This is a genomic window from Neobacillus pocheonensis (genome assembly GCF_050477905.1).
In the GTDB taxonomy this organism is placed as follows: domain Bacteria; phylum Bacillota; class Bacilli; order Bacillales; family Cytobacillaceae; genus Neobacillus; species Neobacillus pocheonensis_A.
The window spans coordinates 57,307-77,247 of sequence record NZ_JBCNAD010000034.1; the positions used below are offsets into that span (position 1 = coordinate 57,307).

A 19,941-nucleotide genomic window follows, 5' to 3' on the forward strand; every position below is an offset into this window, starting at 1 on the left:
CTCACTCCCTATTTTCCTCATTTATTCTTGTCCATCTGTTCTTATCACGAGTATTAAACTTATGCATGACATAGTCGTGAGCTTTCTCAAGGTCAATATTTAAAGAATTCGCAAGACAAATAATGACAAACAATAGGTCACCAAGCTCTTCCTCAATTGCTTTTTCGGTCTCGGATGATTTCTTTGGTTTCTCGCCATATTGATGGTTAACTTCCCTTGCTAACTCCCCGAGTTCCTCCGTAAGTCTTGCCAGCATCGCAAGTGGACTGAAATAACCTTCCTTAAATTGAATTATGTATTCATCTACTTCGCGTTGAAGCTCCTTCATTGATTTCCCGTTGTCCATTGATGTCCACCTCATAGCTCTATTTATTTTTCATGTTAGCTAAATTAGGACTGTTTTACAAATGTTTTCGTTTGAAATGCCCCACTTTCCTCTTTAGATTGCTCCGATATATTTAATTCGCTATAATAAAAACCGCAATGATAGAGAAAATTATGGAAGAGGAGGAATGTTTATCGTGTTAGGCCTTAAATTTAAAAATATATTATTTATTCTATTAGGAGCAGCTATTTTTTCATTTGGACTTGTAAATTTTAATATGCAAAATAAGCTGGCCGAGGGTGGATTTACAGGAATCACTCTACTTCTATATTTTTTGTGGAAATGGGACCCATCCTATACAAACTTACTTTTAAATATCCCATTATTTATTATCGGATGGAAGCTGTTGGGGCGAAATGCTTTTTTTTATACGATTATTGGTACAGTCGCCGTTTCTGTATTTCTTTGGATTTTCCAGCGCTATCCGCTTGAAATGCCTTTAAAAAGCGATTTAACCTTAGCCGCTTTATTTGCAGGTGTTTTTGCAGGTATTGGCTTAGGGATTATCTTCCGCAATGGAGGTACAACCGGCGGAGTGGACATTATTGCCAGGCTTGTTCAAAAATATGCTGGCTGGAATATGGGAAAAACGATGTTTACTTTTGATGCCTGTGTCATCGGTTTATCCTTGATTACCTACTTAAATTATAAACAAGCAATGTATACACTTGTGGCGGTTTTTGTTGGTGCAAGAGTAATTGACTTTATTGTGGAGGGAGCCTATTCTGCCAGGGGAGCGATGATTATTTCAGAAAAAAATGACCCTATTGCAAAAAAAATAATGGATGAGATGGGTCGGGGAGTCACGGCGCTTAGAGGATATGGTTCCTATACAAAAAGTGAACGTGACGTTTTATATTGTGTGGTCGCAAAAAATGAAATCATCCGTTTAAAAAATTTAGTCACTTCAGTCGACCCGCATGCCTTTGTATCGATCTCGATCGTTCACGATGTCCTTGGTGAAGGCTTTACCCTTGATGAAAATAAAAAACCGATTGAAACATAAAAGCAATGTCCAATTACGGACATTGCTTTTTAATCATCATTTCGATTCATACCAGTGAAAATAAACACTAGTCTTAGTAATTCTAATACTGCAACAGCTGCAGCGGCTACATAGGTAAGGGCGGCGGCATTTAATACCTTTTTAGCCTCTCTCTCTTCACCATTGCCAATTAATCTAAGCGATTCAATTTGATCCAACGCCCGACTAGAGGCATTGAATTCTACTGGTAAAGTGATAAGTTGAAAAAGGACCGCTGCTCCCATGAAAATAATCCCCAGTAGTAGCATTCCGCTAAAATGAAAGATAATCCCTATCATAATGAGGATCCAAGAAGCATTTGATCCGAGGTTGGCAACGGGTACTAATGCATGTCGAAAGCGTAAGAATGCATATCCTTGTGCATCTTGTATGGCATGTCCACACTCATGGGCTGCAACGGCTGCCGCTGCAATCGAATGACCATGAAAGTTTTCGGGAGAAAGGCGAACTGTCTTTGTCCTTGGGTCATAATGGTCACTTAAATACCCGCGTCCTTCTTCAACGGCAACATTATATAAGCCATTTGCGCTTAAGATTTCCCTTGCTACCTCAGCTCCTTTCCGATAGGAAGAGGATGCAACTCGAGAGTATTTAGCAAATGTGCTTTTTACCCTCATTTGGGCCCACAATGGGATTAATGCAATGATAATAAAATATAAAAGAAAAGACATATTGAACCTCCAAATCAGCTCTTGATGGCAGTTTTGTTAGTAAGATGCCGAAATTAGACGCATCAATCCTTTAAATCTCTAGAACGGTCTTTTTCCATTCCTTTTTCACCCTGATACTTTCTCCATCCCACGTATGATAAAGTCATGATAATAATGCTTCCGGTCGAGATAATCACCCACCATAAAGAAGGGTCTGCCTCATCCTCTTCTAAATTGGCAAAAAGATTTTTTAAATCTGTATCTAGGGCTTCTAGTTCCTGTCTGCTTTTTAGATCAGTAACAACCTGGGAACGATATTCATCAATATAATTTATACGTGCATCTAATCTTTGAATATTTTCTACAGGCACATCAATTTTCATACTAGGATAGATAACATTATATAAGGATAAAAACGAATTAAAATTAGTATGAAAATGAGCAGAATCACCATTAATGGCTGCATCCTTTGCTTGATGGAAGGAAGTCATTATTTGGTCTTCCATTTCTGTCCATAATGGTTGATGACTTGTTGCAATGGCATCAATAACAAGACGAAATTTTGTAAGTTTATTGATTCTTTCCTCATATTTCATGCTTGGGCTTACGGTTGCTTCCACAGCCTCATCGTGTGATGTGTTTACAATTCTGACTTCATCCATTGTTAAAGGCTGTTCAACACCAGTAATACTTGTAAACTGATCTGAAAAGTAATCAAGCAATTTTTTAGCATCATCATATCTATGAAACTTCACCATTTGGAGAGCTTCATCTGAAATATCGTCGAGCTTCTCCATTGGCGATTGCTGTTTGGCATTTACAGTAATGGGAGCGAGCATCATGATAATAGCTAATAATAAAAACCATTTCATTTTCAAATCTTGTCCCCCCTTTCGTTACTAATAAGAATGTATGAAAGGTTGGACAAGGTTAGACCTGTGTGTCTAAACTATTTTATTTTGAGTTGAAAGCGACTAGGCCTTAAACATAAATAATAAGTTATACCAAGCGAACAAACAGACAGCCAGAACGTAAAATAGCCAATTTGGGGTATGTATTTGTCAAGCATATGGTAACTAGGCAGCATAAAAAAGACGTAATCGATGACATCATTATGTAAGGTCCAAATCGCTGTTAAAATTAGGTGCCACCACTTAATCCGATAAAATGGCGCATATAATACACCCTGAACCGCCATTGCGAAATGCGAAAAAATCAACATATAGCCAACAAAATCTAATTCACCTTGAACAAAATAAACAAGGATGTTCATCACAACAGCCCATATTCCATATTTAAAAAGCGTTACGATGGCGAGTGATTCTATTAAAGGCCAGTTTTTACCCATGATAAACGCAAGGAGCACAAAAACAAAAAATAAACTTGCTGTTGGGCTATCAGGGACAAAAAGGAGAAATTTTGCTGGTGTTTCTTTCAACTGCCATCCATACCAATAGTATCCATAGACTGTTCCAACTATATTAACAACTAGTAATAGCATTAACACGTTCCGATTTGCCAGAAGAGGATAAATCCATCGCACCATAATTCCCCATTTCACAAATTGAAGAAAAAAGCTGACGATGGTCCGTCAGCTTTTCTGCATTTATTATTTTTTACCAAGGCCTGAGATATATTCTGAAAGCGTCTTAAGCTCTTCGTCAGTACCTTTGAAGATTCCAGCTGGCATTTTACCGCCTTTACCTTTTTTAGCAATCTCGGCAACTTCCGCAGCGGATAAGCCTGTTCCAATTAGTGTTGGGGCACCGGCACCACCCTGAAAGCTATCGCCGTGACAAGTGATACATGTATTTGCACTAGCAACCTTATACCCAGCGCTTGACTTATCAATGGCAACTTTTTCAACAATTTTACCTTGACGCTCTGCTGCTGCCCAGTCATGGGTGGCAACAGACTGCCATGTCAAAAATACAGTTGCTGCTAATGCCAAAAGCATAGCTCCAGTTGCAATCGGACGCTTCATTGGTCGGCGTTCCGGTCCATTATCTAGAAACGGTGCCAATAATAAACCTCCAAAAGCAAGACCTGGGATAATCATAGCTCCGATTACCGTATATGGTCCGGATGCAAATGTATATTTAAGCAATTGATACAAAAACAAGAAATACCAGTCTGGTAATGGAATATAGCCTGTATCAGTCGGATCCGCAATCCTTTCAAGCGGAGCCGGATGAGCAACAGTTAAACATAAGAAGCCAACTAGAAAAACTGCACCAACCATCCATTCTTTCAAAAGGAAGTTAGGCCAAAACGCTTCTGTTTTACCAGGGTATTCTGAGTAATCTTTTGGAAGTTTCTGTTTTCGTTGTTCAGGCGCTAACACACGTGAGTCACCTACGAACTTCATACCTTTACCGCGATGCATCGAGCAATCCCCTCCTTTTTCCGTAGAAATAAGATAAAATTACAATTTCAGTTAAAAAATTTTAAAGCGGTCCTGAGATACCTTGTCTGCGAATCATAATGAAGTGGGCTCCCATTAGACCTAGCAATACACCTGGAAGGAAGAACACATGAATCGCAAAGAATCTTGTTAAAGTTTGCGCGCCAACGATATGTTCATGGCCGGCTAGTAACACCTTAACATAGGAACCAATGAATGGTGTTGCCTCGGCAATCTGCAGACCAACCTTTGTTGCGAACAACGCTTTCATATCCCAAGGTAATAGGTAACCTGTAAAACCTAAGCCAAGCATGACGAAGAAAATAAGTACTCCGACAATCCAGTTAAGTTCACGCGGTTTTTTATAAGCACCTTGGAAAAACACGCGCAATGTATGTAAAAACATCATTACAAGTACTAAACTGGCACCCCAGTGATGCATTCCACGTACGATTTGTCCAAAAGCCACTTCATTTTGAAGATAGTAAACGGACTCCCAAGCATTTTTAATATCCGGTACATAGTACATGGTTAAAAACATACCAGAGAGAATTTGAATTACGGTTACAAAAAATGTTAGACCGCCAAAGCAGTAAACAAACGCAGAAAAATGGTGCGCTGGGTTAACATGCTCAGGTACTTCATGGTCTGCGATATCGCGCCACATTGGCGTAATATCTAAACGTTCATCTACCCAATCGTAAATTTTGTTTAACAATGATTACGCCTCCTTCCGTGGTTCTGCTTTTCCTAAATATAGGAAACCGTCTTTTTCCTTGTATGGATATACATCTAGCGGGTGAAGTGGTGGTGTACCCTTAATGTTTGTACCATCCTTCGTGTAACGGCCATAGTGGCATGGACAGAAGAATTGATTTGGATGCTCCTTGTCCGTATTCCAGTTAACCGTACAGCCTAAATGTTTACAAGTAGGCGAAAGGGCAACAATTTTGTCTCCATCCTTATAAACCCAGGCAGTATTCGTAACATCTGACTCATACCATGCATCCTTTTGCTTGAAGGTAAAGTCAACACGCACTGGCTCATCTGTAATTTCAGAAACTTTTTGCTTTGTTGCGATGAAATTTCCGCCTTCTTCAGCCTTCAATACAGGATCTACAGCAAATCTAACCATCGGCATTAACATACCTGCTGCCATGAAACCGCCTACACCTGTTAATGTGTAGCTTAAAAATTGACGTCTTGAAACGCGCTCTTTACTCATGCTTATCCCCCCTCTATTCACGAATTTAAGTCCAGCGGACACAAATTAAACACATATAAAACTAGGACATAACAATGATATATCAATCTGCAAGCGAGGTCAATATCATACTATTTTAAAAACATATAATCTGGATAGTTTTACATATTATCATGCCATTTTTGCGTAAAAAGAGTTAAAATTTGCTTTACTTGGCTATCAATGATCGTTAATTTCTGAGAATCACTCATTTGTTCAAGCGGAATGGCCGGCAGCCAAATGATTGCACCCTTTAATTTTTCAGTCATCGCTCTCCATTCAATTTCAGAGGTAATGTAATAAACATGCTTAAATTCACTCTGAAGGATGGCTGACTCCCAATTTAATAAATCACTTAATACTTTTTCTTCGTTTTGATTTTTCAGGTATGTAAATGGTGGGAACAAGACTATTCTTCCCGTAAACTGTCTTTCTAAATGGGTTGTTAATAAAGTAATAAATTCAGCAGCTGATGCTGATTGTTTCATTTCCCCCCCAACTGAAACCGAATATAAAGGTACAACAGCGGTATCAACATACTCCTTGGCATTTAGGTATGTCTCTACTTCTTGAGGTATCCATTTCATAGTGTGCACCAACCTTTAAGAATTCACTATTACTATAATATCATTATCTCCAAAAACAATAAAATGATAAAGTTGCAAGCAAAAAAGAAGCCTGCTTAACGCAGACTTCCTTTTGGTTCAGACTTGGTTAGGTTATTTAATTGTTCTGTTAGCAGTCTAAACGCTTTACGATCTTGCTTATCGAGTGCTTCGTCGATTAATTGGAGTAGCTTTTCACGTTGAAAGCGTTCAATACTTCTTTGCAGCAATTGTTCTGCAATAATTCCATCCTTTTCATTAACCTGAAGGTGTTTTGGAACGAAAGGATTTTCCTCTAGGACAGCTGCATACTGGTGTGCCTGATTTGAAGCATGAAAGTTTAATTGGATAAAAATATCTTCGTCTCGATTTAGCCGAATATCATGAAAGGATTTTTCAGCATCAGTGGTCATCACATTTTCCTTATAAAAGCGAAATGGTACTTTATCTACACAATGGGTAGACATAATCAAGCCTCGAGGACAATATTGTGCTTGCTCAACAAAATGAACCTTCTCCATTAATTGATCGTGGCTCATTAAATAATTTAAAATCCAAACACATTCTCTTCTCTTTAATTGATAATGATTTAAAAACCATCGTATAAAGTCCTTCTTCTCGTTGACAGAAACAGGGGTTGCCATGATAGTTTCCCTCCTCTGCAAATTCAGCTTTTTTATTGTTTAGAATTTGTAAGACGTTCGATTAAATCTAAGTATTCATAATTGGTTGGATCATTATTTAGGAGTTGTTTAAAAATTTCGGCAGCGCGGTCGGTTTTTCCTTCCTCAATTAAAAAATATCCGAAATCTTGTAAAAATGCTTCATTGTTCTTAAAAAAAGTATATGCGCTCTCATATTTGTCTAATGCTGATGAATATTCCTCTAATTTTTCCAATGCTAGAGCGGAATCCCACAAAAACTGTGGCTCTTCATCTTCGGTAATGTCTAGCGCCGAAATTAAATCAATAACATCTTCATATCTTTCTTGTTGGAATAACAGCTTATTTAAGGTGAGAGCAGCTTCGGTAAAGCCTGGGTCTAAGGCAATTGCCTCGCGAAAATACTGTTCTGCCTCCTCTAGGCTTCCAAGCTTAATAGCTATTTTGCCGCCATAGAAAAATAACTCTTTATTAAACTCATCCTGTTTAATCCCCTCTTGGATGGCACTTAAGCTAGAATCAAGCTCTCCTTCCCTCTCATATGCTAAAGCAAGATGTAAATAAAGAGAATGATATTCAGGGTCAAGCTCCTTTAATTCATTAAATTTTTCGATGGCTGTTCGATTATAACCCGCTTGCAGTGCAGTAAAGGCATATCCAAATAATGTGTTAATTTCTAATTTCTCATCTAGTGCTTTATCATAATAGATTAAAGCTTCCTCAAAGACTCCAGAAGCACTTAAAAGGTCTGCCATTCTCTGGTGGATATTGATTCCTGCAATTTCACTTTCTTCGCTTACAACCTTTTCATATGCGGTCATAGCTTTCCTTACTTCGCCTTGTTCACTATATAGCTCACCAAGGGCAAAATCAATAATGATTTCATGCGGCAATATTTCTTTAGCCTTTAGAAGCTTATTTTCACAAACTTCATAAAGTCCTTGAATTTGATAAAGGTCAGCTAACAAAAGTAATGATTGCCCAAAATTAGCATCATGTTCTGAAATTTTTTCTAAGATGAGAATAGCTTCTTCTTCTTCACCAGCCTCAATTAGGATTTCACCTAAAAGAACTAACAGCTCACCCTCTTCAGGAAACAGTTCCAAAAGATTCTCTACAAGTGCTCTTGCTTCATCAAGAAAACCATACTGATACAACTCTTCACTGAGTAGAAATTTTTCATCAGGCATTCCGCTTTGTAATAAAACATTATATTCATTTAAGGCCTCTTTATGTTGGCCGTTTTCTAACATGTTAATAATTTTATTAACTCTGTCCATTGACGTTTACCTCCAGATCAAACGATCATCCCATATAAAGTTTTACTTCATTTCTATCACCATGATAATGAAATAAAATCACTTCATCAACCTTCATGATTCTTTTTCGAGATTATCATTCCAATTCGACATGATTGACTTTGCTTCCTTCTTCTTTGGTGTAGAAATTATTGGAACTAAGAAACTTTTTTATATAGACAAGCTATGTGGAAATTCTAAAAATTATGACTTTTGCACAAAAAAAGCTGCAGATAACTGCAGCTTTTAGTTCAACAGGCTATTTAAATGAGCAAAAAAGTTAGGATATGAAACAGAAATCGCCTCTGAATTTTCGAGGAACACCTCATCATCACTAAGAAGAGCGGCGATTGCCAGCATCATGCCGATCCGATGGTCTCCATGACTTGAGACCGTGCCACCGTGTAATTTAGATTCACCGTCTATGATCATTCCATCTTCTGTCGCCTCAATTGAAGCCCCTAGTTTTTTCAGTTCATTGACAACCGTATCGATGCGGTTCGTCTCTTTAACCTTTAATTCTTCCGCATTTTTAATAATGGTTTTCCCTTCAGCCTGTGTTGCCAGCAAGGCAATAATCGGGATTTCATCAATAAGCCTTGGAATCAAATCCCCTTCGATTACTGTTCCTTTTAATTTTGAGAATTTTATTAAGAGGTCCCCAACTGGTTCAAAGGAGTCGCTATCATTCTGAATGATTTCCAAGTCAGCACCCATTTTTTTCAACACTTCAATAATCCCGGTTCTTGTTGGGTTTAATCCGACATTTTTCAAAATGATTTCACTGCCTGGAATAATGGCCCCAGCAACTAAGAAAAAGGCTGCAGAAGAAATATCTCCAGGAACGTGAATCGTTGCTGCAGTCAACTTTTGACCACCTTTTACCGTAATTACTTGATTTTCTTTTTGAATGACGCCGCCAAATTTGCGGATCATTCTTTCTGTATGATCCCTAGTTTCAGAAGGCTCGATGATTTCCGTTATTCCTTCTGCCTGTAAACCAGCTAAAATTAGAGCTGATTTTACCTGCGCACTGGCTACTGGAAGCTTGTAGTGAATTGGATTTAATTTACCTCCGCGAATGGAAATGGGCGTATAGGAACCGTTTTTGCGGCCATCTAGTACTGCCCCCATTTCTGCCAGTGGGACTGTCACCCTTGTCATCGGCCGTTTTCCAATCGAAGCATCTCCCACAAGTGAGGAGAAAAAAGGTCTGCCGGCCAAAATCCCCATTAACAAACGGATGGTTGTACCAGAATTCCCTACATCCAGGACTTCATTTGGCTCGTTGAGTCCTTCAAAGCCATTTCCGTATATCCGGAGTTCATTTTCTTCTTCCTTAATAGTTACTCCTAGCTTTCGAAAGCAGGAAATGGTACTTAAACAATCCTCACCGGGCAAGAAATTGGTCACCTTTGTTTCGCCGTATGAAATGGAACCAAACATTACCGATCGATGTGAGATCGATTTATCTCCAGGAATGGTTATTTCTCCTCTTAAGGAATCAATTTTCGTTTTAAGTGCTATTGACTTCATGAAATCACCTTTTATATTCAAATAAATTAAGAACCAATGGACGTAGCATAGCTTGAATAGGAACGAATACAGCGTTCAGCTCTCTGCCTATCCTCTTCTGTTTGAAAACTTATTACTAGTACTCCATTTATATCTTCACGTGTTTCAAGGATTCGTATGTTTGTGATACTGATTTTTTCCGTTGCCAAATATCCTGTTATTTCAGAAATGACCCCAGGATAATCCGGAACGTCTACAAATAAATCATAAAATGCCGGAATAGCACCCTTTTCTTTTATTGGCAATCCATCACGGAATTCCTTGGCCTGATAAAAATAGTCAAAAATAGCAGAGCTATTTTCTTTTTCTAACAGGGTTTTAACCCAATCCATTTCTTCCTGCCAGTGATTTAAAAGTTCAATTAAGTTTTCACGATTGTTTATTAAGATGTCTTTCCACATTTCTGGACTACTCGAAGCAATACGGGTGATATCTCTAAATCCCCCTGCTGCCAGACGGGGGATTAAACTATCCTCTTCTGACAATTTTTCCGTTTGACGAACAATGGATGCAGCAATGATATGTGGAAAATGACTAACAATCCCAGTAAGGTAATCATGATTTTGGGGAGTAATCGTTAAGAATTTGGCATTGGTCCCCTTTAACCAATCTTTTAATAATATCACCTTTGATTTCTCTGCATCCTTTTCAGGGGTTAAAAGATAAAAGGCATTTTCAAATAATATTTCCTTCGCGGCAGAAACACCACTTTTATGTGAGCCAGCCATAGGATGACCACCAATAAAAGTTATTCCCCGCTCCTTTAAGGAAATTGCATTTTCGACAATTTTACTTTTTGTACTTCCCGTATCTGTCACGATCACATCTGGCTTTAATGGGAGCTCAGAAAGTGATTGAATAATTGTTTTGGTGTCATTTACTGGGGCAGCAATAATGATCAAATCAGCGTCCAGGGCCCCTGCCTGAATATCGACAGCAATTTCATCAATTACTCCCAACATTTTCGCAAGTCTTGCTTGTTCACTATTAATATCGAAGCCGATAATTGTTGAATGTGTATGGTCTTTTTTTATACAAAGAGCTAAAGATCCCCCTATTAGACCTAAGCCAATGACGAAAACACGGCCTTTCAAAAATAATTCCTCCCCACTAGAAAAGCGTAGGCGCCCGTTTAGCGACGGATGGACTGGAGCGCTTCGACTGAGATAAAGGAAACACGGAGAGCGATAGCGAGCCGATGTTGACTTATCGTAGGGAGAAGAGCGAAGTTCACTAGTCGCTGGGCGCTGGAGCTAGACAATTATCTAATTTATGTTATTAATTTTCAGCTAAAAATTCACTTATTGCTTTTAGTACTCCTTCGTTTTGTTCAGAAGAGCCTACCGTTATTCTAACGGAGGTAGGAAATCCTAATGCTTTTCCTGAACGTGTAATAAATCCTTTTTCTAATAACGATTGAAATACTTTATCACCATCAACTTTGAAATCAATTAAGATAAAATTGGTTTGTGAAGGATAGTAACTTAGTTTGTATTGATCACAAAACGTATAAAATTGATCTAGCCCTTGTCTATTTATTTCTTTACACTGCTCAACAAAGTCCTGATCTTTAATGGCAGCAATTGCTGCCTCTTGACCTAAAGAATTAACATTAAACGGCTCCCGTGCAGGTTCAAGTGCTTTGATAATCGATGAATGGGCAACACCGTATCCAACCCTTAAAGCAGCAAGTCCGTAAATTTTTGAGAATGTCCGAAGAACGATAACATTTTGATATTTTCGTGTTAAGCTAATGGACTCATAATAGTCATCAGCACCAACGTATTCAAAGTAGGCTTCATCAAGGACTACTAAAATATGATCAGGTACGCTATCTAAAAATGAAATTAATTTACTTTCTGGAATATATGTACCAGTTGGATTATTTGGACTACATATCCAAATGACATTTGTCTTCTCATCAATAGCATCGAGCATTCCTTCTAAATCATGATCTCCATCTATAAGTGGAATCTCTTTGATAATGGCTCCTTCAATAACAGCATTATGCTTATATTGTGAAAAAGTTGGCGTAGCCATGATAGTGCTGGCATTAGGATGCAGAAGTGCCCTAGAAATAATTTGAATAATATTGTCAGAACCATTCCCAAAGATTAATTCATCTTCGCCGACCTCTAAAAATGCAGCTAATTCTGCTCTTAAATTTGTTGCATAGCCATCCGGATATATCGCCAGATTGCTTGAAATCGATTGTATTGCGGGGAGCACCTTTTTGGAGCATCCAAACGGATTTTCATTAGATGCGAGTTTGACAATTTTATCTAGATTATATTGCTTCTTGACTGCCTCAATTGATTTTCCTGGCTGATAGGGAGTCAATGTAAGTAATTGCTCTTTCCATCTCATTTTATCCACCCCATTTGTATAATTCTTCTACAATGCCAAACTATTATCTAAATCAGGTCTTAAGACCTTTGCATTGTTTAAATAGACATGGTTAATTTCATTTTGCAATTGATTTGTATTGACATGCATCATAACTCGGATACACATTTTTAAAGAATTTAGAACAGGGATTTCCCTCATACACATTACAGGAACGTATGTCCATCCCTCAAATTTACGCAGTGCCTTGGCAGGAAACGCGGCTGTGACATCTTCTGTAGTCGAAATAAAAACGGATGCCACAGAATCAGGTTCAATACGATTCAACTCAATGAGTTTTGACAACAGCACTTCTGTAGCAAAAACGATTTCTTCTTCTGTATTGGTACTAACCGTTGTCGCTCCCCTCACTCCTCTGATCATGAAAAAAACCTCCCTTGTTTAAAAACTTTTCATCTGTTCTATTAATACATTATCGGAAATTTCACGAAGAATAGGTGCCCCTATTTCCTCGAGCAAGACAAAGCGTATTGATTCACCAACAGACTTTTTATCTTGTTTCATTTTTTTTAATAACTTTTGGAAGGATAAATGGCTAGGAATTTTAGTTTGATAGCCAAGTTGTTCCACCCAGAGGGTAAATTCTTCTAAATTAAAGGAAAGACCTAGCAATTGTTTACTTAACTTTAAGGCGAAAATCATCCCAATCATAACGGATTCCCCGTGGGTAAAATTCCCATATCCCATTTCTGACTCGATGGCGTGCCCTAGTGTGTGCCCTAAATTCAAATAAGCACGTATGCCCGTTTCTCTTTCATCCTGACTGACAAATTCATTTTTAATTTTAATACCCTTTATTAAACATTCCGACAACTGCTCCATCGTTAACGAATCTAGGTCATTTACATTTGTTTTCAACCATTCATAAAAATCCAAATCAAAAATAAGTGCATGTTTAATAACCTCAGCAAACCCAGAACGGATTTCTTGTGCAGGCAGCGTTTTGAGAAACTCTAAGTCATATACTACCGCCTCTGGTTGATGAAAGGCTCCAATCATATTTTTTCCGAGTGGATGATTGATGGCCACCTTTCCGCCAACAGCACTATCATGAGCTAAAATCGTTGTCGGTATTTGTATAAATGGGATTCCTCTCATAAAGGATGCGGCGACAAATCCTGACAAATCCCCCACGGCCCCACCGCCAAAGGCTAAAATGACCGATTTCCGGTCGAGGCCGTTTTCTAAAGCTGCTGACAATGCCGAATAATAGACTTCAAAAGTTTTTGCCTTTTCACCACTGGGAGCGGTAAACACTATAGGATTCCATGATTCTAGAATAGGAAGTAATTGCTCAAGATGAAGGGAGGCAACCGTTTCATCCGTAATAATTAGTATTCTCGTTAATCCTGGAAAATGATTGGTTAAAAAGGTGTAAATATCTTTTCTAATACCTTCCCCAACAAAGACATTATACTGTTTTGACTCTGTTTGGATGTGTATCGTTTCCATTAAAATTCCCTCGCATATTCACGCTGCCTTTTAATTTCTTCCGCAAAGGTTTCAAAACGGTCACTGTAAAATTGGTCAACAAGCGCATTCGCAAGTTCCCAAGCAACCACACTTTCCGCAACCACAGCTGCCGCTGGAACTGCACAGCTGTCTGAACGCTCGATGCTTGCAGCAAACGGCTCTTTGGTTTCAATATCAACACTCATCAGAGGTTTGTAAAGGGTAGGAATTGGCTTCATGACACCGCGGACAACAATCGGCATTCCTGTTGTCATTCCTCCTTCAAACCCACCCAGGCGATTGGATTTTCGGTAATACCCTAACTCTGGGTCCCATGCAATCTCATCATGTACTTCACTTCCAGGCTTTCTGGCAGCTTCAAAGCCAATACCGAATTCTACGCCTTTAAAAGCATTTATACTTACGATTGCACCAGCGAGTTTGGAATCTAATTTTCGATCATAATGAACATAACTGCCCACCCCAGCAGGCATGCCTGTTACAATAACCTCCACTACGCCGCCAATGGAGTCACCATTTTTCTTGGCCTCATCAATCGCATTCATCATTTCTTGCTCTACATTCTGGTCCGCAACACGAACAGGTGAATTTTCCGTCCGCTCTTTCAACGTCTCTATTGATAATGATTCATCAGCTTGAGCTTTGACTCCGCCAATTTCAACAACATGTCCAACGATGTTTACGCCAACTAAAGAAAGAAGCTTTTTGGCAACAGCACCTGCAGCTACTCGTACAGTTGTTTCCCGTGCAGATGAACGTTCCAAAACGTTTCTCATGTCGCGGTGACCATATTTGATCGCACCATTTAAATCGGCATGGCCAGGACGGGCCCGGGTTACTTTCCGTTTAACCTCGTCCTCCGCGCCTTCTTCTAAAGCTTCGGCTCCCATAATATTGGTCCAATGCTTCCAGTCATTGTTTTTCACCACTAATGCAATCGGTGATCCAAGTGTTTGTCCATGTCGAACACCTGAGGCGATTTCTGCTGTATCCTTTTCGATTTGCATTCTTCTTCCCCGGCCATACCCTTTTTGCCGTCTAGCAAGCTCCTCATTAATATCTTCAACTAATAATGGCATCCCCGCAGGCAATCCCTCTAAAATCGTCGTTAATTGCGGCCCATGGGATTCACCAGCGGTTAAGTACCTCATTCCCATACTCTTTCCCCCTTCAACTCATTAAAGAATTATGTATCAATATAACATATACAGCGAAATAAACATAGTGGAACTATTCCGAAAATAGAGATAAATTTTTTGTATGCGGATACAAAAAAGCACCTGTATATTTTTATACAAGTGCTTAGTCTTATTTAAATTAGTAAATCCATTCGTTCACTAATTTAGTATACTCAACTAATCCAGCTTCTTTGAAAAACAAACCAATTTCACGTTCTGCGCTAGCAGGTGAATCAGAGCCGTGAATAACATTTTTTCCTACAGTAAGTCCAAAATCACCGCGAATGGTACCAGGTGCCGCATCCTTTGGATTTGTAGCACCCATCATTTGACGAGCAGTAGCGATGACATTCTCCCCCTGCCAAACCATTGCAAAAACTGGACCAGAAGTAATGAAATCTACTAATTCACCAAAGAAAGGACGCTCTTTGTGCTCACCGTAGTGTTCTTCCGCAAGTTCGTTGGGAATGCTCATCAATTTAGCACCAACCAATTGGAACCCCTTTTTTTCAAACCGTGCGACGATTTCACCAATTAAATTGCGTTGAACGCCGTCTGGCTTTACCATTAAAAATGTTTTCTCCATGAATTCCACTCCTAGTTCGTTATGTATCATGATTGTTTTCGGAAACAATCCACGAAAATATTATCATTTTTTTGAATATTTCGCAATACCAAAGGTAAAAACAATCCTTTAGAATTTCCGTCTACCAATAAACTTTGCGATATCACGGAGCGTTTTTTTGGCTTTATTTTCAGGCAACTCCTCTAATATTGCAAAAGCCTTCGATAAGTATAGGTCACTTAAGGCAACTGATTTTTCTATTGCTCCCGATTGTTTAATAAGCGAAATAATAGGGGCAATTTCACTAGGATGCATTTGTTCATTTACTCTTTCTACTTCTTTGCGGATCTGGGCATTTTCCATAGCAAAAAGGGCTGGTGCCGTAATATTTCCTTGCAAAAGATCACTACCTGCCGGCTTTCCCAATTCCTTTTCAGTTCCCGTAAAGTCCAATATATCGTCGATAATTTGAAAAGACATCCCTACATAATAGCCGAAACGGTAAAGCTTTTGATGAATGGATTCTTCTACATTCGCCGCTATTGCACCTAACTGACAGCTAGAGGCGATTAATAGTGCTGTTTTTCGCTTAATTCTACGAAGATAGTCCCGGAGGTTTTGATTGTAGTGGTACTTGTCTTTAATTTGTTGAATTTCTCCCACTGTTACTTCGACTATTGTTTCAGCTAATATTTTATGTGCTAAAGGTCTATTTATATTTGTCATTAATTCGAGAGCAAGGGCAAAAACAAAGTCACCCGTATACATGGCCGTTTTATTATCCCATTTTGATTTAACCGTTGGCTCACCTCTTCGAAGCTCTGCATCATCGATGACATCATCATGGACAAGGGAAGCCATATGGATTAATTCAAGGGCAACAGCCACATTTTTCATTCGCTCAATATCATATTGACCAAATTTACCAGCAAGCAAAACAAAAACAGGACGAATTCTTTTTCCTCCGGCTTGTAATGTATGCATAGAAGCTTGTCTCAAAAGAATAGACTCTGATTGGATAGTCTCTTCTAGCGTTTTTTCAATTATGTTAATATCCGAATTCAAAAATGAATACATCATTTTTAATTTCATTTGTATTCACCCTGCTTTTCATCCTGTCTTTCGTGCACACACTTTATTATTTTTTTTTGCCAATATGAACTGCGGCTGCACCACCGCTATAAGATTTATAAAACACATCGTTAAAACCAGCCTGTTCAAACATGCGGGCAAGCTCTTTCATACCTGGAAAATCTCGTGCTGACTCCTGCAGCCATGAATATTCTTTGTAACTTTTCGCAAATAATTTACCAAATAACGGCATAATAAAGCGGAAGTAAAAATAAAAAAGCTGCCTGTACCCGATTAAAGTGGGCTGCGACGTTTCTAAACAAACGGCAATTCCACCTGGCTTCACTACCCGGTACATTTCTTTTAATACTTGAAGGTAATCAGGGACGTTCCTAAGGCCGAACCCGATTGTAACATAATCAAAACTGTTATCCTCAAATGGAAGCTCCATTGCATTACCATGTATAAGGTTAACATGGTTTAGTTTAAGTTGTTTAACCTTCTCAATTCCTACATTTAGCATATTCTGACTAAAATCTAAGCCTTTAACCTCTCCTGTCGGTCCAACGGCTTCTGCTAAGGCAATCGTCCAATCAGCAGTGCCACAGCAAACATCAAGTGCCTTCGAACCGGGCTGAACATTCATTCTTTTCATTGTGTCCTTCCGCCAGTTAATGTGCTGCTGAAAACTGATAACAGAGTTCATTTTATCATAGCTGTCAGATATTTTTTCGAACACATGATGAACTCGTTGTTCTTTCGATTGCTGCATATAATTTTACCCTTCTTCCACAAAAGTTTTGGCAAATGGCTGGTGTTGATTTAACAAATTGTTAATCCTTTTTTCAAGAAAATTATTTAAGTAAGGAAGTTGCAGGATTCCTTTTTCAATGACCACTTTTGAAAGTTCAAGATAATGATCCACAATTTTTAATAGTTGTCTTTGTTGATCCTTCGTTAAATCATTTAATTTCGTTTCATTTATTGGATAAATAATTTTTTTCAAAGCTTCAAAAAGCACGGTACCTTCTTCTTGAACAAATCGTCTTTTTTCATGAAGCAGCCGTTTGAAAAAGAATAGGTTTTCAATGAATTCATTCCAGAAATCAACTTTGAAGTATTCCGAAAGCTTTGCAAGTAATGCACTCTCGATTATCTTAATACTTGCCATCAACTTTTCTATTCCCTCAGATTCATGGTGATAAACAGATATTTTATGTTCATTTACTTCTTTAATCCCATTGGAAAGTGATTTAATCATCATGATATCTTCCGAATCTGCAAGGAGTTTATAATAAAGACCACTAAAATAATCTCCGGCTAACACAGTTAACTGTCTGCCTCTTTCACTTTCCACATCATTTGTTATATGTTCATGGGTATCAAGGGCAATTTGGATTAGCATCGTTGACAAAGTAAAATTTTCTAATTCATTGTAAGGTAAGTCAAGACGGTCCATTATAGAAATAAGGATAAGCAACTTATCCTCATCAATCACCGGCATATTAATATACTGGAGCAAGAATGCGTCAAAAACACTTTTTTCAACCTTTTCTAGAATAGCTGTAAATTTTTGTCGAATATCTTGCATTCTAATCACCCTTGCTTCCCCGAAGTAATAATGTCTATATGTATTCTTATTTCCTAACCCCAATGTAAAATTCATTCCAAGTAAATTAAGAAAAAATAATCTTTCAATTTTTAAAACAAGCCAAATAACATTATAACATAAAAGAAGGTATCTGGGCAGGTGTTCACAAAATTATAGGAAATAGTCTCGCCTATTTCTTTATTTCGCTTTCCACTTGACCATATTGGGTAAGGATTGTTGCATGGCCCCTAATCTTTATGGCTGAAGTATGCTCGGTAAATTGGGCAATTAACACTTCTCCTTTATCAAGTTTCTCTGAATGATGAAATCTTGTATCGGATCCTCTAGTTAAGCCGATCACACTAACACCGTCTTCAATTGCTTTAATAACCACATAATCACTATTTTGTGAATTGCGATTTTCCAAGTTTAACACCCCTATTTTTAATAACTAATACTTTATAAGTGAAAGCACTTCTGACCGGGCTACGGAATCGTCAGCAAGGGTACCACGAACTGCAGTTGTGACTGTTTTTGAGCCAGGTTTTTTCACTCCTCGCATGGTCATACACATATGCTCTGCTTCCACGACTATCATTACGCCATGTGGTTCTAGTTTTTCCATCATGCTATCCGCGATAGTTGCCGTGATTCTTTCCTGGAGCTGTGGTCTCTTTGCGACAGCTTCTACTGCTCTTGCTAATTTACTTAACCCTGTGACACGGCCATTTTTTGGAATATAGGCAACATGTGCTTTACCAAAGAAAGGGACTAAATGGTGTTCACACATAGAGTAAAAGGGAATATCCTTAACCAATACCAACTCTTCATGATCCTCACTGAAAATTGTCTCAAAATGAGCTTTTGGATCCTCGTTTAAACCACTAAAAACTTCTTCATACATTTTTGCCACTCGTTTAGGTGTATCAAGAAGTCCTTCTCGGTTTGGGTCTTCTCCGATTGCTTCTAATATCAAACGCACCGCCTCTTCAATTTGGGCACGATTCACTTCTGTCATTCTGAATTCCTCCTATGTCCGTCAAAAAATAAAAGACAAATACATATTAGCATAATCATTAAACTTCAAGCAAAAAATAGAAAAAGGCCATGGAATTTCACCATGACCTTAGCTCTTAAGCGTTCGCTTAAAGCAATAAATTTATGTAATTATTTTACTGCGTCTTTAAGCGCCTTACCTGGTTTGAAAGCTGGTACTTTGCTAGCAGCGATTTCGATTTCATCACCTGTTTGTGGGTTACGACCTTTACGGGCTGCGCGCTCACGTACTTCAAAGTTACCAAAACCGATAAGTTGGACTTTATCACCATTTTTTAAAGCATCTAAAATCGCATCAAAAACAGCATCAACTGCTTTTGTAGCGTCCTTTTTAGAAAGCTCGCTAGCTTCAGCTACTGCATTAATAAGTTCTGTCTTGTTCATGCCATTCACCTCCTCCCAAAGAAATTATCAAGATTCGTAAATAAGATTACTTATCTACATTTCTAAACAATTTTTCTAATTTCTATACGTCATAGCGCGGTTTTCTTACTAAAAGAATACAAATTAGCCGCTTTTTTGACTTAAATCTATTTTTTTAATAAAAAACCTTATGAAATAAAGGTTTCAAGCACTATAACGTAATTCTGTTAAAAGATTATCATAATAAATTCCGCATATCAAGAAGATTTCATGAAATTATGGTAATCTTTTCTTTGGTTCTACAAAATTCTACTTTATTGGACTTTTTTGGATTGATTATTGTCGAGATTGCAATCGAGTAGAGGGAAAAT

At 38.3% G+C, this 19,941-nt stretch carries 24 protein-coding genes; 1 reads left to right on the forward strand and 23 read right to left on the reverse strand.

The window, feature by feature from the left end:
* Nucleotide 1: 1 nt before the first annotated feature.
* On the reverse strand, nucleotides 2-346 hold the full coding sequence (locus tag ABES02_RS19410) for a nucleotide pyrophosphohydrolase (protein ID WP_430138527.1): 345 nt from the start codon (nucleotides 344-346) through the stop codon (nucleotides 2-4).
* A 172-nt stretch (nucleotides 347-518) separates the two neighbouring features.
* Between ABES02_RS19410 and ABES02_RS19415 the strand changes: the two genes are divergently transcribed.
* Nucleotides 519-1,391: a YitT family protein gene (locus ABES02_RS19415; protein WP_430138584.1), complete on the forward strand. Its 873-nt coding sequence runs from the start codon at nucleotides 519-521 to the stop codon at nucleotides 1,389-1,391.
* 29 nt (nucleotides 1,392-1,420) lie between these two features.
* Here the strand turns inward: ABES02_RS19415 and ABES02_RS19420 are convergent, their stop codons facing one another.
* The 22 genes from ABES02_RS19420 to ABES02_RS19525 all read right to left on the reverse strand — a co-directional run bounded on the left by ABES02_RS19420 (nucleotide 1,421) and on the right by ABES02_RS19525 (nucleotide 19,591).
* Entirely contained in the window at nucleotides 1,421-2,101 is a 681-nt protein-coding gene (locus tag ABES02_RS19420; RefSeq protein ID WP_430138530.1) for a zinc metallopeptidase, read from the reverse strand.
* Nucleotides 2,102-2,163: 62 nt separating this feature from the next.
* Nucleotides 2,164-2,952 carry a sporulation protein YpjB gene (ypjB, locus tag ABES02_RS19425; protein WP_430138587.1) on the reverse strand — a complete coding sequence of 263 codons (789 nt, stop codon included), beginning with the start codon at nucleotides 2,950-2,952 and terminating at the stop codon, nucleotides 2,164-2,166.
* Between the two features lie 77 nt (nucleotides 2,953-3,029).
* Nucleotides 3,030-3,623 (reverse strand): DUF1405 domain-containing protein, encoded by a 594-nt coding sequence (locus ABES02_RS19430; RefSeq protein WP_430138589.1) that lies wholly within the window; start codon nucleotides 3,621-3,623, stop codon nucleotides 3,030-3,032.
* A gap of 66 nt (nucleotides 3,624-3,689) precedes the next feature.
* Nucleotides 3,690-4,466, reverse strand: a complete 777-nt coding sequence (locus ABES02_RS19435; protein ID WP_430138533.1) for a c-type cytochrome — start codon at nucleotides 4,464-4,466, stop codon at nucleotides 3,690-3,692.
* A gap of 61 nt (nucleotides 4,467-4,527) precedes the next feature.
* The gene (gene qcrB / locus ABES02_RS19440) at nucleotides 4,528-5,202 is read right to left on the reverse strand and encodes a menaquinol-cytochrome c reductase cytochrome b subunit (protein WP_430138536.1); all 675 of its coding nucleotides are present in this window, start codon (nucleotides 5,200-5,202) and stop codon (nucleotides 4,528-4,530) included.
* A gap of 3 nt (nucleotides 5,203-5,205) precedes the next feature.
* Nucleotides 5,206-5,709 (reverse strand): ubiquinol-cytochrome c reductase iron-sulfur subunit, encoded by a 504-nt coding sequence (locus ABES02_RS19445; RefSeq protein ID WP_430138539.1) that lies wholly within the window; start codon nucleotides 5,707-5,709, stop codon nucleotides 5,206-5,208.
* A 140-nt stretch (nucleotides 5,710-5,849) separates the two neighbouring features.
* Nucleotides 5,850-6,314 (reverse strand): YpiF family protein, encoded by a 465-nt coding sequence (locus ABES02_RS19450; protein ID WP_430138542.1) that lies wholly within the window; start codon nucleotides 6,312-6,314, stop codon nucleotides 5,850-5,852.
* A gap of 95 nt (nucleotides 6,315-6,409) precedes the next feature.
* Nucleotides 6,410-6,976 carry a ReoY family proteolytic degradation factor gene (locus ABES02_RS19455; protein ID WP_430138545.1) on the reverse strand — a complete coding sequence of 189 codons (567 nt, stop codon included), beginning with the start codon at nucleotides 6,974-6,976 and terminating at the stop codon, nucleotides 6,410-6,412.
* A 32-nt stretch (nucleotides 6,977-7,008) separates the two neighbouring features.
* Nucleotides 7,009-8,274, reverse strand: a complete 1,266-nt coding sequence (locus ABES02_RS19460) for a tetratricopeptide repeat protein (RefSeq protein ID WP_430138548.1) — start codon at nucleotides 8,272-8,274, stop codon at nucleotides 7,009-7,011.
* 264 nt (nucleotides 8,275-8,538) lie between these two features.
* Nucleotides 8,539-9,819, reverse strand: a complete 1,281-nt coding sequence (gene aroA, locus ABES02_RS19465) for a 3-phosphoshikimate 1-carboxyvinyltransferase (protein ID WP_430138592.1) — start codon at nucleotides 9,817-9,819, stop codon at nucleotides 8,539-8,541.
* 35 nt (nucleotides 9,820-9,854) lie between these two features.
* Nucleotides 9,855-10,961 (reverse strand): prephenate dehydrogenase, encoded by a 1,107-nt coding sequence (locus tag ABES02_RS19470; protein ID WP_430138551.1) that lies wholly within the window; start codon nucleotides 10,959-10,961, stop codon nucleotides 9,855-9,857.
* A 184-nt stretch (nucleotides 10,962-11,145) separates the two neighbouring features.
* Nucleotides 11,146-12,234, reverse strand: coding sequence for a histidinol-phosphate transaminase (gene hisC / locus ABES02_RS19475; RefSeq protein ID WP_430138554.1), 1,089 nt, complete (start codon nucleotides 12,232-12,234; stop codon nucleotides 11,146-11,148).
* A gap of 27 nt (nucleotides 12,235-12,261) precedes the next feature.
* Entirely contained in the window at nucleotides 12,262-12,636 is a 375-nt protein-coding gene (gene aroH, locus ABES02_RS19480) for a chorismate mutase (protein ID WP_430138557.1), read from the reverse strand.
* A gap of 18 nt (nucleotides 12,637-12,654) precedes the next feature.
* The gene (aroB, locus tag ABES02_RS19485) at nucleotides 12,655-13,725 is read right to left on the reverse strand and encodes a 3-dehydroquinate synthase (protein WP_430138560.1); all 1,071 of its coding nucleotides are present in this window, start codon (nucleotides 13,723-13,725) and stop codon (nucleotides 12,655-12,657) included.
* Nucleotides 13,725-14,897: a chorismate synthase gene (aroC, locus tag ABES02_RS19490; RefSeq protein WP_430138594.1), complete on the reverse strand. Its 1,173-nt coding sequence runs from the start codon at nucleotides 14,895-14,897 to the stop codon at nucleotides 13,725-13,727. The genes aroB and aroC overlap by 1 nt, the downstream gene beginning before the upstream one ends.
* A 166-nt stretch (nucleotides 14,898-15,063) precedes the next feature.
* Complete coding sequence (gene ndk / locus ABES02_RS19495; RefSeq protein WP_430138563.1) at nucleotides 15,064-15,510, reverse strand: nucleoside-diphosphate kinase; 447 nt, start codon at nucleotides 15,508-15,510, stop codon at nucleotides 15,064-15,066.
* A gap of 108 nt (nucleotides 15,511-15,618) precedes the next feature.
* Nucleotides 15,619-16,581: a heptaprenyl diphosphate synthase component II gene (gene hepT, locus ABES02_RS19500; protein WP_430138566.1), complete on the reverse strand. Its 963-nt coding sequence runs from the start codon at nucleotides 16,579-16,581 to the stop codon at nucleotides 15,619-15,621.
* 46 nt (nucleotides 16,582-16,627) lie between these two features.
* Entirely contained in the window at nucleotides 16,628-17,332 is a 705-nt protein-coding gene (locus ABES02_RS19505) for a demethylmenaquinone methyltransferase (protein WP_430138569.1), read from the reverse strand.
* Between the two features lie 6 nt (nucleotides 17,333-17,338).
* Nucleotides 17,339-18,151: a heptaprenyl diphosphate synthase component 1 gene (locus ABES02_RS19510; protein ID WP_430138572.1), complete on the reverse strand. Its 813-nt coding sequence runs from the start codon at nucleotides 18,149-18,151 to the stop codon at nucleotides 17,339-17,341.
* A gap of 190 nt (nucleotides 18,152-18,341) precedes the next feature.
* On the reverse strand, nucleotides 18,342-18,578 hold the full coding sequence (mtrB, locus tag ABES02_RS19515) for a trp RNA-binding attenuation protein MtrB (protein WP_430138574.1): 237 nt from the start codon (nucleotides 18,576-18,578) through the stop codon (nucleotides 18,342-18,344).
* Between the two features lie 24 nt (nucleotides 18,579-18,602).
* A complete protein-coding gene (folE, locus tag ABES02_RS19520) occupies nucleotides 18,603-19,169 on the reverse strand; it encodes a GTP cyclohydrolase I FolE (protein ID WP_430138577.1) in 567 nt (188 codons plus the stop codon).
* A 149-nt stretch (nucleotides 19,170-19,318) separates the two neighbouring features.
* Nucleotides 19,319-19,591 carry an HU family DNA-binding protein gene (locus ABES02_RS19525; RefSeq protein WP_007084878.1) on the reverse strand — a complete coding sequence of 91 codons (273 nt, stop codon included), beginning with the start codon at nucleotides 19,589-19,591 and terminating at the stop codon, nucleotides 19,319-19,321.
* Between the last annotated feature and the right edge of the window lie 350 nt (nucleotides 19,592-19,941).